General features: G+C 70.3%; 13 protein-coding genes. 5 read left to right on the top strand and 8 right to left on the bottom strand.

Features of this window, described 5'->3' with window-relative positions:
- The 4 genes from ABZX11_RS45105 to ABZX11_RS45090 form a co-directional block, all read right to left on the bottom strand.
- Positions 1 to 644: cytochrome b N-terminal domain-containing protein (locus tag ABZX11_RS45105; RefSeq protein ID WP_354924891.1), on the bottom strand; the 644-nt coding region annotated here is incomplete at its 3' end.
- Positions 641 to 1,807 (bottom strand): ubiquinol-cytochrome c reductase iron-sulfur subunit, encoded by a 1,167-nt coding sequence (locus ABZX11_RS45100; RefSeq protein WP_176175747.1) that lies wholly within the window; start codon positions 1,805 to 1,807, stop codon positions 641 to 643. The genes ABZX11_RS45105 and ABZX11_RS45100, both read right to left, overlap by 4 nt.
- On the bottom strand, positions 1,804 to 2,622 hold the full coding sequence (locus ABZX11_RS45095) for a c-type cytochrome (protein ID WP_176175746.1): 819 nt from the start codon (positions 2,620 to 2,622) through the stop codon (positions 1,804 to 1,806). The genes ABZX11_RS45100 and ABZX11_RS45095 overlap by 4 nt, the downstream gene beginning before the upstream one ends.
- Positions 2,623 to 2,683: 61 nt before the next feature.
- Positions 2,684 to 3,307, bottom strand: coding sequence for a heme-copper oxidase subunit III (locus ABZX11_RS45090; RefSeq protein WP_086681061.1), 624 nt, complete (start codon positions 3,305 to 3,307; stop codon positions 2,684 to 2,686).
- A gap of 95 nt (positions 3,308 to 3,402) precedes the next feature.
- Between ABZX11_RS45090 and ABZX11_RS45085 the strand changes: the two genes are divergently transcribed.
- The 3 genes from ABZX11_RS45085 to trpD all read left to right on the top strand — a co-directional run bounded on the left by ABZX11_RS45085 (position 3,403) and on the right by trpD (position 5,329).
- Positions 3,403 to 3,816, top strand: coding sequence for a hypothetical protein (locus ABZX11_RS45085; protein WP_354924888.1), 414 nt, complete (start codon positions 3,403 to 3,405; stop codon positions 3,814 to 3,816).
- A 62-nt stretch (positions 3,817 to 3,878) separates the two neighbouring features.
- A complete protein-coding gene (locus ABZX11_RS45080; protein WP_354924893.1) occupies positions 3,879 to 4,289 on the top strand; it encodes a hypothetical protein in 411 nt (136 codons plus the stop codon).
- Between the two features lie 5 nt (positions 4,290 to 4,294).
- On the top strand, positions 4,295 to 5,329 hold the full coding sequence (trpD, locus tag ABZX11_RS45075) for an anthranilate phosphoribosyltransferase (RefSeq protein WP_354924886.1): 1,035 nt from the start codon (positions 4,295 to 4,297) through the stop codon (positions 5,327 to 5,329).
- 152 nt (positions 5,330 to 5,481) lie between these two features.
- Here trpD and ABZX11_RS45070 read toward each other — a convergent pair whose 3' ends face one another.
- Positions 5,482 to 6,408, bottom strand: coding sequence for a DMT family transporter (locus tag ABZX11_RS45070; protein ID WP_354924884.1), 927 nt, complete (start codon positions 6,406 to 6,408; stop codon positions 5,482 to 5,484).
- Positions 6,409 to 6,491: 83 nt separating this feature from the next.
- Here ABZX11_RS45070 and ABZX11_RS45065 point away from each other — a divergent pair, with 83 nt between their 5' ends.
- Entirely contained in the window at positions 6,492 to 7,451 is a 960-nt protein-coding gene (locus ABZX11_RS45065) for a helix-turn-helix domain-containing protein (protein WP_354924882.1), read from the top strand.
- A 53-nt stretch (positions 7,452 to 7,504) separates the two neighbouring features.
- Here ABZX11_RS45065 and ABZX11_RS45060 read toward each other — a convergent pair whose 3' ends face one another.
- Together ABZX11_RS45060 and coxB are read right to left on the bottom strand one after the other, a co-directional pair.
- Positions 7,505 to 7,924, bottom strand: coding sequence for a cytochrome c oxidase subunit 4 (locus ABZX11_RS45060; RefSeq protein WP_176175741.1), 420 nt, complete (start codon positions 7,922 to 7,924; stop codon positions 7,505 to 7,507).
- A 32-nt stretch (positions 7,925 to 7,956) separates the two neighbouring features.
- A complete protein-coding gene (coxB, locus tag ABZX11_RS45055) occupies positions 7,957 to 8,901 on the bottom strand; it encodes a cytochrome c oxidase subunit II (RefSeq protein ID WP_217709680.1) in 945 nt (314 codons plus the stop codon).
- Between the two features lie 275 nt (positions 8,902 to 9,176).
- Between coxB and asnB the strand changes: the two genes are divergently transcribed.
- Positions 9,177 to 11,111 carry an asparagine synthase (glutamine-hydrolyzing) gene (gene asnB, locus ABZX11_RS45050; protein ID WP_176175740.1) on the top strand — a complete coding sequence of 645 codons (1,935 nt, stop codon included), beginning with the start codon at positions 9,177 to 9,179 and terminating at the stop codon, positions 11,109 to 11,111.
- A gap of 230 nt (positions 11,112 to 11,341) precedes the next feature.
- Here asnB and ABZX11_RS45045 read toward each other — a convergent pair whose 3' ends face one another.
- Positions 11,342 to 12,334 (bottom strand): carbohydrate kinase family protein, encoded by a 993-nt coding sequence (locus ABZX11_RS45045; protein ID WP_354924880.1) that lies wholly within the window; start codon positions 12,332 to 12,334, stop codon positions 11,342 to 11,344.
- Positions 12,335 to 12,462: the final 128 nt, after the last annotated feature.

Genomic DNA, 12,462 nt, shown 5'->3' with positions numbered 1-12,462 from the left:
CGCGGGATGATCTGATCGCCCGGGAACTCCCCGCCGAACAGCGCCCAGTGGATCCAGGTCCCGGCCACCGGCACCGACAGCACGATGCCCGACAGCGTCGCCCGGATACCGGTCCCGGAGAGCAGGTCGTCCGGCAGCGAGTAGCCGAAGAAGCCTTCGAAGCAGCCCAGGATCAGCAGCAGCCCGCCGATCACCCAGTTCGCCTCACGCGGGCGCCGGAACGCGCCGGTGAAGAAGATGCGCAGCATGTGCACGGCCATGGACGCGACGAAGATCAGCGCGGCCCAGTGGTGCAGCTGGCGCATGAACAGGCCGCCGCGGACGTCGAAGGAGATGTCCAGCGTCGTGCGGAACGCCTGGGACATCTCCAGGCCCTGCATGTTCTTGAAGCTGCCGTGGTAGACGACCTCCTGCATCGAGGGGTCGAAGAACAGCGTCAGGTACACGCCGGTCAGCAGCAGGATGATGAAGCTGTAGAGCGCGATCTCGCCCAGCAGGAACGACCAGTGGGTCGGGAACACCTTGTTCATCTGGTGCCGCAGGCCCTTGGCCAGGTGGTAGCGCTGGTCCGCGTTGTTCGCGGCCTCGCCCAGCGCCTTCTCGACCGGGCTCGACCCCTTGGTCGGCGTGGTGAGTGAACTCATGACTTACGCTCCCAAAAGGCCGGACCGATGGCCTCGATGAAGTCGCCTCGCGCGATCAAGTATCCCTCTTCGTCCACCGTGATCGGTAGCTGGGCCAGCGGCCGCGTCGCCGGGCCGAAGATCGGCTTGCCGTAGTGGAGTGCGTCGAACTGCGACTGGTGGCACGGGCACAGGATGCGGTTGGTCCGCTGCTCGTACAGGGAGGTCGGGCAGCCGACGTGGCTGCAGATCTTCGTGTACGCGTAGTAGTCGCCGAAGTTGAAGTCCTCCTGGCCGGCCCGCTTGACGACCTTGGCGGCGTCGGTCGGGCGCAGGCGGATCAGCATGACCGGGTTGTCCACCCGGGTCAGCGCCTTGGCCAGCGCCTCCGCGTCGTTGCGCTCGGACTCGCGGAACGGGAAGACCGTCTCCATCGCGCCTGCGTCCAGGTCCTCGGCCTTGACCAGGGAGATCTCGGTCTGCTTGCCGTGCTCGACCTCGACCGGCTTGCCGGTGGCCCGGCGCAGGTAGACCTTCTCGCCGGGGAAGTTCGGCTGCCAGCCGGTGTGCCACAGCGAGTCGCGGGACTCGCTGTCCTTCCACGGGTTCTTGATGAAGGACGCGACCGGCAACGCCGCGGCGGCCAGGCCGAGCGCACCCGCACCGGCGATCGCCGAGCGCTTGATCAGCGACCGGCGGGCGATGGTGCTGCGGCTCCCGGCGTCGGCCAGGTGCGCCAGGATCGTCTGGCGGTCGACCTCGGACGAGCCCTCGCCGCCCGCGTCGCTGCGCTGCTGCACCGCGACCTCGGCGGGCACGAACTTCTTCGTGTAGAGGATCACGCCGATGCCCAGGCCGAGGATGGCCAGGCCGAGCGTGAGCCCCAGCATCGGGGTGTACAGGCTGTACCAGAAGTGGCCGCTCTCGTTGTCCGGCGCCTCGTACTGCCACGGCCACCAGATCAGCGAAACGACGAACCCGATCCCGGCCAGCGCGGACAGGCCGAACCAGAACGCGACCAGGCGCTCGGCCCGCTTCTCCGCGCGGGTGCCCTCCACGGGCCACGGGGTCGGGTACTCGACGATCTCGACACCGTCGAGCGCCCCGCCCAGCTTGACCAGCTGGTCCCGGTCCATCTCAGCCAGTTCCGCCTCCGTCGGCGGCTTCGGCCCTTCGGCACTCATGCCTTCGATCCAATCCACAACGTCACGCCGATCAGCGCGGCGATCCCGACGATAAAGGCGATGACGCCCTCCGAGGCGGGGCCGACCCCGCCGAGGCCGTTACCACCCGGGTCATTGTTGCCGTCCGACACCGACTTCACGTAGGCGACGATGTCCTTCTTCTCCTCCGGCGACAGCTGCCGGTCGGAGAACTTCGGCATGTTCTGGGGGCCGGTGAGCATGGCCGTGTAGATCTGCTCTTCGCTGGCCGGGTCCAGGTTCGGCGCGTACTTGCCCGCCGACAGAGCGCCGCCGCGGCCGGTGAAGTTGTGGCACGAAGCGCAGTTGAGGCGGAACAGCTCGCCACCGCGGGCCGGGTCGTCGCCGCGCAGGGCCTCGCCCTTCTCGGCCGGACGCTGGACGCCGCCGCCGTGCGCCTGGATGTAGGCGCCGACCGCGTCGATCTCGGCCTCGGTCAGCTTCGGCGGCTTCCGCTCGACCTGCGCCTCCTGGCGCGCGGCGGGCATGCGGCCCGAAGAAGTCTGGAAGTACACCGCGGCGTCGCCGATGCCGATCAGGCTCGGCCCGCGGTCCTGCACGCCCTCGAGGTTCGCGCCGTGGCAGGCGATGCAGGTGTTGTTGTAGACCTGCTCGCCGAGGCGCAGCTGCGCCGGCGTGCCCTGGGCCTGCGCGGTCTGCGGCTCCGGGGCGAACACGGCGTACAGGGCGCCGGCGCCCACCAGCGCGATGCCGAGCGCGAGCAGGCCGGCGAACCGCCTCCGCAGCTTCGACCGCGCGCGGTAGCGGCGCTCCGAGGACTTGGTGCTGGTGGTCATCTTGCGGCAACCCTTGCTGTCAGTTCAGGCCGATGGTGAAGGTGGTGGCGGCTGGGTGGACCTACGGAAGGAGGTAGATCACACCGAAGAGGCCGACCCACACGATGTCGACGAAGTGCCAGTAGTAGGACACGACGATCGCCGACGTGGCCTGGGCGGGCGTGAACTTGCTCAGTTTCGTGCGGATGAGCAGGTACACGAAGGCGATGAGCCCGCCGATGACGTGCAGGCCGTGGAAACCGGTGGCGAGGTAGAAGACCGTGCCGAACGGGCCGGACGGGATCGTCATCCCCTCTTCGACCAGGTTGTGGTACTCGTTGGCCTGGCCGCCGACGAAGATCGCGCCCATGATCAACGTGATGATGTACCAGCGGCGCAGCCCGTAGACGTCGCCGCGCTCGGCCGCGAACACGCCGAACTGGCAGGTCAGCGAGGACAGCACGAGGATCACCGTGAACGGGATCGCGTACGCCACGTTGAGGTGGAACTCCTCGCCGTGCAGCGGCGGCGGCCACTGGCCGGACGAGTTCTGCGCCTTGACGGTGAAGAACATCGCGAACAGTCCGGCGAAGAACATCAGCTCGCTGGAAAGCCACACGATGGTGCCGACACTGACCATGTTCGGCCGGTTCAGCGAGTGGACCCGCTGACTGATGGTGGGAGCTGCCGTTGTCACGCGTCGCATTATGTCCTCTCGCACCGCCGCTCCGCCGGGTGGGTCCACGGCGAGCCGTCTGCGTAACCGATCACACCGGATGCCCGGGAAGGTGAGAGCTACTCATGGGTTTACTCGACCGGCTGCTTGACCTGGTCAAGAAGCGGGAAACGCCCGGTCTGACGGCCGACGCGCCGGGGCTGAAGATCGTCGCCGAGGCCTTCGACCCCGTCGTCGCGGACTCCGCCGTCCTCGCCGCTTCACCCGACTGGGTCAGCACAGCACCGGCCGTTCTGCGGCACCACCTGCTGCTGCCGCCGGACCGGGTCGAAGAGGCGGCGTCGATCCTCGCGCAGGACGGCTACGAGCTGCGAGAACAGGCTCCGGACGGGGAGCTGACGCGGGTGCTCGCCGTGCGCGTCCAGGTGCTCGACGCCCTGCACTGCGCCCAGGAACGGTCGCGGATGGCGGGTCTCGCGCAACGATTGGGCGGCGACGCGCTCGGCTGGGACGCGCAACAGCCGGAGCCGACCGCGTGATGTCGGTCTCGGCCGATACGATCCAGGGAGACGTGCGGTGACGAGATGGAGGCGTGTCCAACATGGGCGAGCGGTCGATGCGGGTCCTGGTGTTCAGCCACAAGGCGGAGGTGCGCGAGGCGATCGTGAACGCGGTCGGCCGGCGGCCCGCCGCCGACCTGGCGCGCGTGGACTACGTCGAGGCGGCCGGCATCGCGGACGTGCTGTCCGAGGTGGACGAGGGCCACGTCGACCTGGCCATCCTCGACGGCGAAGCCCAGCCGACCGGCGGCATCGGCCTCTGCCGCCAGCTGAAGAGCGAAATCGCCGACTGCCCCCCGATCGTGGTCGCCGTGCGGCGCAAGGACGACCGGTGGCTGGCCACCTGGTCGCAGGCGGACGCCGTGCTGGTGCACCCGCTGGACCCGCTGACCGCCGCGGAGACCGTCGCCGACGTGCTGCGCGCGCGGCGGGTCCCCGTCGTGAACGGCTGAGCCCGGTGACCGCCCCGGTCCCCCGCACCTGGCCGTCCCTGCTCAAGCAGCTCGTCGCCGGCGCCGACCTCTCGGCGGAGGACACGGCGTGGGCGATGGACCAGATCATGAGCGGCGCGGCGAGCCCGGCCCGGATCGCCGGGTTCGCGGTCGCGCTGCGCGCCAAGGGCGAGACGCCCGAGGAGATCGCGGGCATGGCGGCCACGATGCTGGCGCACGCCCGGCGGGTCGAGCTGGACGGCCCGGCGGTCGACATCGTCGGCACCGGCGGCGACGGCTCGAACTCGGTGAACATCTCCACGATGGCGACGATCGTCACGGCGGCGGCGGGCGCCCCGGTGGCCAAGCACGGCAACCGCAGCGCGTCGTCGAAGTCCGGCGCGGCGGACGTGCTCGAGGCGCTCGGCGTGACCATCTCGCTGCCGCCGGAGGACGTCCGGCGCAGCCTCGACGAGGTCGGCATCGGGTTCTTCCTGGCTTCGGCGTTCCACCCGGCGCTGCGGCACGCGGGCCCGGTGCGCAGCGAGCTCGGCATCCCGACGACGTTCAACCTGCTCGGGCCGCTGACCAACCCGGCCCAGCCGGGGGCGGCGCTGATCGGCTGCGCGTACCCGGACAAGACCAGGGTGCTGGCCGAGACGTTCGCCCGCCGCGGCACCCGCGCCCTGGTGGTCCGCGGCGACGACGGCCTCGACGAGATCACCACGACCACGACGTCGACGGTCTGGGTGGTCGCGGACGGCACGGTCACCGAGCGCAGCTTCGACCCGGCCTCGGTCGGCATCCCCCGCGCGACGGCCGACGACCTGCGCGGCGGCGACGCGGCGGCGAACGCCCAGGTGGTCCGCGAGCTGGTGGGCGGCAAGCCGGGCCCGGTCCGCGACGCGGTCCTGATCAACGCGGCGGCGGCCTTGGCGGCCTTCACGGGCTTCTCGGAGTCCCTGGAGGACGACCTGCGCGCCGGCCTGGCGCGGGCGGCCGAGGCGATCGATTCCGGCGCCGCGGCCACCCTGCTGGACCGCTGGATCGCCTTCTCCTGACCCGCTCCCGCGTGACCGGGGCCGCAACTCGCGTGACTGAAGCCGGAACTCGCGTGATCGGGGCCGGAACTCGCGAGTTCCGGCCCCGATCACGCGGGTCACGTCCCTGATCACGCGGGTGACGGGTCTGGTCACGCGGGATCCGGGCTCGGTCACGAACGGCAGGCCGGTTCGGGGCGGGTTGCCGGGCCGGCCGGCTTCTCCGGTGCGGCGGCGGGCTTGCGGCCGCGTTGCGGGGCCAGTGCGGCCGCCAGGACTGCGAGCATGCCCAGGCCCTCCAGCCAGCTCGGGCGGTGGCCGTAGAACGCGATGTCGACCAGGACCGCGACCACCGGGTAGACGTAGGACAGCAGCGCCACCGTCGTCGTCGGCAGCTTGCCGATGCTCGCGTAGATCAGCACGTACATCAGGGCCGTGTGCACCGTGCCCAGCAGGACCAGCCAGAGCAGCCCCGACGTCGTCGACGGCAGCGGCGTCAGCAGCAGCGCGGGGGCCAGGACGATCGCGCCCACGGTCGTCTGCACGGCGGCCAGCAGGTGCGGGCGGACGTGCTTCAGCTGCTTCGCGACGAAGGACGCCCCGGCGTAGAGCAGCGCCGCGCCGAGGGCCAGCGCAATGCCGGCGAGCTGCACCGGCTTGCCGTCCTCGCCGTGGGCGGACAGTGAGATCACCGCCACGCCGCCGAAGGCGATCCCGGCCCGGGCCAGGTGGCTCTTGGCGACCTTCTCGCCGAGGAAGGCCGCCGCCAGGCCGACCAGGATCAGCGGCTGGGTGTGGTAGACGACCGTGCTGACCGAGATCGACGACAGCGCGTACGAGGCGAACAGCAGCACCCAGTTGCCGACCAGGAACAACCCGCCCAGCACGGCGAGACCGAGGTCGCGACGGGACGGCCGCCAGGCCTGCAGCCAGCCGCGGGAGAGGCACCAGAGCACGAGGAGCGCGCCGCCGACGAAGCAGCGGGCGAAGGCCACGGCCGGAGCGGCCGCGCCGCTCTCGAGGACGACGGCACCGATCGTGCCGGACATGGCCATCGCCGCGGACCACTGGAGCAGCGGGCGGGTTTCGGAGTTCGTCATGCCGACCAGGTTCGTCGCGCCGGCGGCGATCGACCAGTGTCAGAGATGACAACGGCCGCAAAACTTGTGACACACTGGCCGACATGGACGTCAACCGGGTCGCCGTGGTGCTCGCCGACCGCGTTTCGCCGTTCGAGCTGGGCGTCGCGTGCGAGGTGTTCGGCACCGACCGCAGCGCCGACGGCATCGAGGGCTGGGATTTCGGCGTCTGCTCGCCGGACGGCTCCGGGGTGGCCAGCTGGTCCGGTTTCGGGCTGTCCGGCCTGCGGGACCTCGACTTCGCGGCGTCGGCGGACCTGCTGATCGTGCCGACGTGCGCGCCCCGCACCGCACCGCCGCCCGAGCCGGTGCTGAACGTCCTGCGGGACGCGGCCGGGCGCGGCGCGTGGGTGGCGGGCTTCTGCGCCGGTGTCTTCTCCCTGGGCTACGCGGGCCTCCTGGACGGCCGCCGCTGCACCGTCCACTGGGTGTACGAGGCGGAGTTCCGCGCCCGCTTCCCGGCGGCCGAGGTGGACCCCCAGGCGCTGTACGCCGACGACGGCGGGATCCTGACCAGCGCGGGCACGGTCGCGGCGGTCGACCTGTGCCTGCACCTGGTCCGCCGGCTGCGCGGCGTCGCGGCGGCCACGACGCTGGCCCGCCGGATGGTCGCGGCCCCGCACCGCGCGGGCGGGCAGGCGCAGTTCGTCCAGGCACCCGTCCCGGCGACGGCGGCGGGCGACGACGCCGTCGTCGCGGAGGCCCTGGAGTGGGTGGAGCGGCGGCTGGACCAGCCGTTCACCGTGGCGGAGCTCGCCCGCCGCAGCGGACTGGGCGAGCGGACGTTCCTGCGCCGCTTCTCGGCGGCCACAGGCACCACGCCGCACCGCTGGCTGACCGAGCGGCGGCTGGACCGCGCCCAGGCCCTGCTGGAGGAGGGCCGCCTGTCCGTGGAGGACATCGCGACGGCGTGCGGTTACGCGTCCGCGGCGGCGCTGCGGCACCAGTTCAGCCGCCTGCGGGGCACGAGCCCGTCGTCCTACCGGACGGCGTTCCGGGGCTGAAAACGAAACCGGCCGCCACGCGGTGAGCGTGACGGCCGGTTCCGGAAAGTGACTCAGTCGTGCGACGGGCCCGTGTGGTACTCGAACACCAGGCCGCCGATGGTGATGAGCAGCGCGACGAGCGCGATGACCAGCAGCCAGATGTGGAAGAACGCCAGCGCCACGGCCGCGAGCGCCGCGGTGGCCGCCATGCCGATCGGCCAGTAGCTGCCCGGGCTGAAGAAGCCCAGCTCACCCGCGCCGTCGCTGATCTCGGCGTCCTCGCGGTCCTCCGGACGCGGCTCGATCCGGCGCGCGACGAACTGCATGTAGCTGCCGGCCAGGAACGCCAGACCGCCGGTGAGGAACAGCGCGACGATGCCCACCGGCTCGGCACCGTGGGTCGCGGCCAGCGCGGTCCACAGCCAGTAGACCCCCGCCATGAACACGGCGAAGATCGCCACGATGAAGAAGATGCGGGCTTCGACCTTCATGGTCTTTTCCTACTCCTGTGTCTCGCCGGGCGTCAGTTGGACGCGGTCCGCGCCGTGCGGTCGGTGTTGAACGGCTGGGTGGTGACCGCGTGCGGGGTGCACAGCTCGCCGCAGTTCATCTTCGCCAGCGCCTCGGCCGCGGTGAAGGCCTGGCCGGTCGCCGGGTTCGTCTGCTTGCGCAGCGCGATGTACTGGTCGTACTTGTCCGGCGACAGCGCACGGACCTCGAAGTTCATCACCGAGTGGTACGTGCCGCACAGCTCCGCGCACCGGCCGACGAAGGAGCCCTCGCGGTCGATCTTGTTCTGGAAGGAGCTGTCCTGGTTGTTCTTCTCCGGGTTCGGCATGACGTCCCGCTTGAAGTGGAACTCCGGCACCCAGAAGGAGTGGATGACGTCGGTGGAGACCAGGTCGTACTGGATGGTCTTGCCGACCGGGAGCACGAGCAGCGGGATCTCGCCGGACGAGCCGACGGTGCTCACCTGCTGGCCGTCCGCCCGCTTGGCGGACTCGTCCTCGTACTTGAACTCCCAGTTCCACTGGAAGGCCACGACCTGGACCTTGACGTCCGGGTTGGGGATCTTGTCGAGGACCTTCGACTCCGTGGTCGCGGTGAAGAAGAACAGGACGCAGACCATGATCGTCGGGACGACGACCGTGAACAGCTCGAGCGGGATGTTGTACTGGAACTGCCGGGGCAGCTCCTCCGGCTCGCCGTCGCCTGCCGTCTTCTTCTTGCGGTGGAACGTCGCGGTCCAGAAGATCAGGGCCCACACGATGACGCCGACGACCAGCGCCGCGACCACGGTCCAGGTCCAGAGCGTCCGCATCTGGTTCGCCTGCTCGGTGACACCGACCGGCCAGCCGAACCGGAGGATCTCGTCGCCGGAGCAGCCCGTCGCGGTCAGCGCGACCAGCACGGCCAGCGCGGCGACGCGCAAGGTCCGCTTCCCCAGGGTGCGCTCGGGTTGTCCCACTGCGCCTCGCCCTTTCACCCAGAGCCTCCTACGACAGATCTTTGTGACAGCCGGACTCTAGCCGAGTTGGCCCATCCTGCTGACCAAGGGGTAACTGATGAGACTTATTCAACCGTCGGTCGGCGCGAACGGCGCTTCCTCGGGCAAGTTGCGGTCCGTAGCGCCGACCTAGCTCAAATAAGCCTCAATCGACGCGCGTGGTACTCGCCACGACCGCCCCGGCATACTGGGGCCTTCCCCAGCCCGGCGAAGACCCTGAAGGTGTGTGAGTCCCCGTGTGCGGCCTGCTTGGACTGATCTGCGCGACCGAGACCGGCGCGGCGAACGCGCGTGACGCCGTCGGCGCGGCCATGCGCTGCCAGCGCCACCGCGGCCCCGACGAGCAGGACACCTGGGCCGATGCCGAGGTCGTCTACGGCTTCAACCGGCTCGCCTTCATCGACGTCGAGCACGCGCACCAGCCGCTGGTCTGGGGCCCGCCGGAGGCGCCGGGCCGCTACACCATGAACTTCAACGGCGAGATCTACAACTACCTGGAGCTGCGGGCGGAGCTCGCCGAGCAGCACGGCGCGAAGTTCGAGACCGAGGGTGACGGCGAGGCGATCGTCGCCGGCTTCCACTACCTGGGCGCGGACTGGGTGAAGCGCCTGCGCGGCATGTTCGCCTTCATGATCTGGGACTCGCAGGAGAAGCGGGTCTTCGGCGCGCGTGACCCGTTCGGGATCAAGCCGCTGTTCTACTCGGCAGGCCCGGGTGGCGTGGCGTTCTCCAGCGAGAAGAAGAGCCTGCTGGAGCTGTCGGACGTCCTCGGCGTCGCTCAGGAGCTGGACCGCAAGGCCCTGCAGCACTACCTGGTCCTGCAGTACGTGCCCGAGCCCGAGTCGCTGCACACGGCGATCCGGCGCGTCGAGTCCGGTACCTCGTTCGAGGTGGTGCCCGGCGGTGAGGTGAAGTTCACCCGCTACTTCCACCCGCAGTTCAGCGCCAAGCCGGTCAACTCGCCCGCCGAGGCCGAGGAGCTCTACCAGCGGATCGCCGATGTGATGCGCGACTCGGTCGGCAAGCACATGATCTCCGACCCGGACGTCACGGTCGGCGCGTTCCTCTCCGGCGGCATCGACTCCACGGCCACCGCCACGCTGGCCAAGGAGCACAACCCGAACCTGATCGCGTTCACCACCGGGTTCGAGCGCGAGGGCTACTCCGAGGTCGACGTCGCCGCCGAGTCGGCCGCCGCGATCGGCGTGAAGCACGTGGTCCGGACGGTCTCGGCGGACGAGATGATGGAGGTGCTGCCGCTCATCGTCTGGTACCTCGACGACCCGGTGGCCGACCCGGCGCTGGTCCCGCTGTGGTTCATCGCCCGCGAAGCCCGCAAGCACGTCAAGGCGGTGCTGTCGGGCGAGGGCGCGGACGAGCTGTTCGGCGGCTACACGATCTACAACGAGCCGATCTCGCTGGCGCCGTTCGAGAAGATCCCGGGCGGGATGCGCAAGCTGATCGGCAAGGTGTCGACGAAGATCCCCGAGGGCACCCGCGGCAAGGACCTGCTCCGCCGCGGCGCGCTGCCGCTGGAGGACCGCTACTACGGCAACGCCCGCAACTTCCGCGACGACCAGCTGCGCAACGTGCTCCGCACGTACCAGGAGGGCGTCGGCTTCAAGGACGTCACGGCCCCCTGGTACGAGGTGTCCCGCGGCTGGGACCCGGTGGCCCGCATGCAGCACGTCGACCTCTACACGTGGCTGCGCGGCGACATCCTGGTCAAGGCCGACAAGGTGACGATGGCGAACTCGCTGGAGCTGCGGGTGCCGTTCCTCGACGCCGAGGTGTTCAAGGTCGCAGCCTCGATCCCGCTGGACCAGAAGCTCGCCAACGGGACGACGAAGTACGCACTGCGCCAGGCCCTGGCGAAGATCATCCCGGCGCACGTGCTCAACCGCCGCAAGCTCGGCTTCCCGGTCCCGATCCGGCTGTGGCTGCGCAACGAGATGTACGACTGGGCTCGCGGGATCATCTCGGACTCGAAGACCGAGGAGCTGCTGGACAAGAAGGCGATCCTGGCGCTGCTGGAGGAGCACAAGGCGGGCCAGCTGGACCGCAGCCGGCAGCTGTGGGCGCTGATCGTGTTCATGCTGTGGCACGGCATCTTCGTCGAGCACCGGATCAAGCCGGAGATCCCGGAGCCGGTGTACCCGGTCAAGCTCTGACGCGCTCGTGAAGAGGCCCCGCACCGGCTCGGTGCGGGGCCTCTCGCGTCCCGGAACTCAGGCAGCGGGCAGGACCGCCGAGAATCTGGTCGGCCGCGTCGGGCCGGGCGCGGTGGCTCGCCGCCTTGGCCGCACCGATCCGGGGCCTTCGTCGGTTCCGCCGCCCCGGGGCCTCAGCTGCGAAAAGGCCCCGCACCGGCTCGGTGCGGGGCCTTTTCGTGTTCCGGAGCTCAGGCGGCGGGCAGGACCGCCGAGATCTCGTCGGCCGCGTCCGGGCCGAACGCCTCGCCGATGCGGGCCAGTGCCTCCGCGCGGTCGAACGTCCACTCCTGCGTGCCGACCGTCTCCAGCACCAGGACCGCGATGAGCGACCCCAGCTGGGCCGAGCGCTCGACGTTCAAGCCGCCGTCGAGGCCGGCCAGGAAGCCCGCGCGGAAGCCGTCGCCGACGCCCGTCGGGTCGGCCTTCGTGCGCTCCGGCACCGCGCCGATCTGCAGGGCGACGCCGTCCTTGCCGACGATTTCGACGCCCTTCTCGCCCAGCGTGGTGATCCGCAGGCCCACCTGGTCGAGGACGTCGGCCTCGGTCCAGCCCGTCTTCTGGAGCAGCAGCTCCCACTCGTAGTCGTTGCTGAACAGGTACTTCGCGCCGGCGACGAACGTGCGCGCCTGCTCGCCGGTCATCCGGGCCAGTTGCTGCGACGGGTCGACGGCGAACGCGTACCCGCGCTGGCGGCACTCCTCCGCGTGGCGGATCATGCCCTCCGGGTCGTCCGGGCTGATCAGCACCAGGCTCAGCGCGCCGGCGCGCTCGGCGATCGGCTGCAGCTCGATGTTGCGGGACTCGGCCATCGCGCCGGCGTAGAACGTCGCGATCTGGCACAGGTCCTCATCCGTCGTGCAGACGAACCGCGCGGTGTGCGCGACCTCGGACACGTGCACGCCCGAGGTGTCCACGCCGTGCCGCTCCAGCCAGGAGCGGTAGTCGGCGAAGTCGGCGCCGACCGCGCCCACCAGCACCGGCTTGACGCCGAGCACCCCGAGGCCGAAGGCGATGTTCGCGCCGATGCCGCCGCGCCGGACCACGAGGTCGTCGGCGAGGAAGCTCAGCGACACCCGGTGCAGCTGCTCGGCGACCAGCTGCTCGGCGAACCTGCCCGGGAAGTGCATGAGGTGGTCGGTCGCGATACTGCCGGACACCGCGATCCTGGCCTTTTCTGCCACCGGTTGCTCCTTCGTGTTCGACCTCACGGCAAAAAGCGCGAAGTTACCCCCGGGTCGTGCCCCATCCGGGTAGTTCGCGCGTGCCCAGCCGACACTACCGGCTGGTACTCCTGTTCCAGTCGAGCGCG

It is taken from the genome of Amycolatopsis sp. NPDC004169, assembly GCF_040610315.1.
GTDB lineage: Bacteria > Actinomycetota > Actinomycetes > Mycobacteriales > Pseudonocardiaceae > Amycolatopsis.
This window is presented reverse-complemented; position numbering and strand designations above follow the sequence as displayed.

Excerpts from the sequence above, each read along its gene's own strand:
- ABZX11_RS45085 (WP_354924888.1), top strand. The coding sequence starts at position 3,403 with ATGGGTTTACTCGACCGGCTGCTTGACCTGGTCAAGAAGCGGGAAACG.
- ABZX11_RS45090 (WP_086681061.1), bottom strand. The coding sequence starts at position 3,307 with ATGCGACGCGTGACAACGGCAGCTCCCACCATCAGTCAGCGGGTCCAC.
- ABZX11_RS45070 (WP_354924884.1), bottom strand. The coding sequence starts at position 6,408 with ATGACGAACTCCGAAACCCGCCCGCTGCTCCAGTGGTCCGCGGCGATG.
- ABZX11_RS45060 (WP_176175741.1), bottom strand. The coding sequence starts at position 7,924 with ATGAAGGTCGAAGCCCGCATCTTCTTCATCGTGGCGATCTTCGCCGTG.
- ABZX11_RS45065 (WP_354924882.1), top strand. The coding sequence starts at position 6,492 with ATGGACGTCAACCGGGTCGCCGTGGTGCTCGCCGACCGCGTTTCGCCG.
- ABZX11_RS45080 (WP_354924893.1), top strand. The coding sequence starts at position 3,879 with ATGGGCGAGCGGTCGATGCGGGTCCTGGTGTTCAGCCACAAGGCGGAG.
- ABZX11_RS45100 (WP_176175747.1), bottom strand. The coding sequence starts at position 1,807 with ATGAGTGCCGAAGGGCCGAAGCCGCCGACGGAGGCGGAACTGGCTGAG.
- ABZX11_RS45095 (WP_176175746.1), bottom strand. The coding sequence starts at position 2,622 with ATGACCACCAGCACCAAGTCCTCGGAGCGCCGCTACCGCGCGCGGTCG.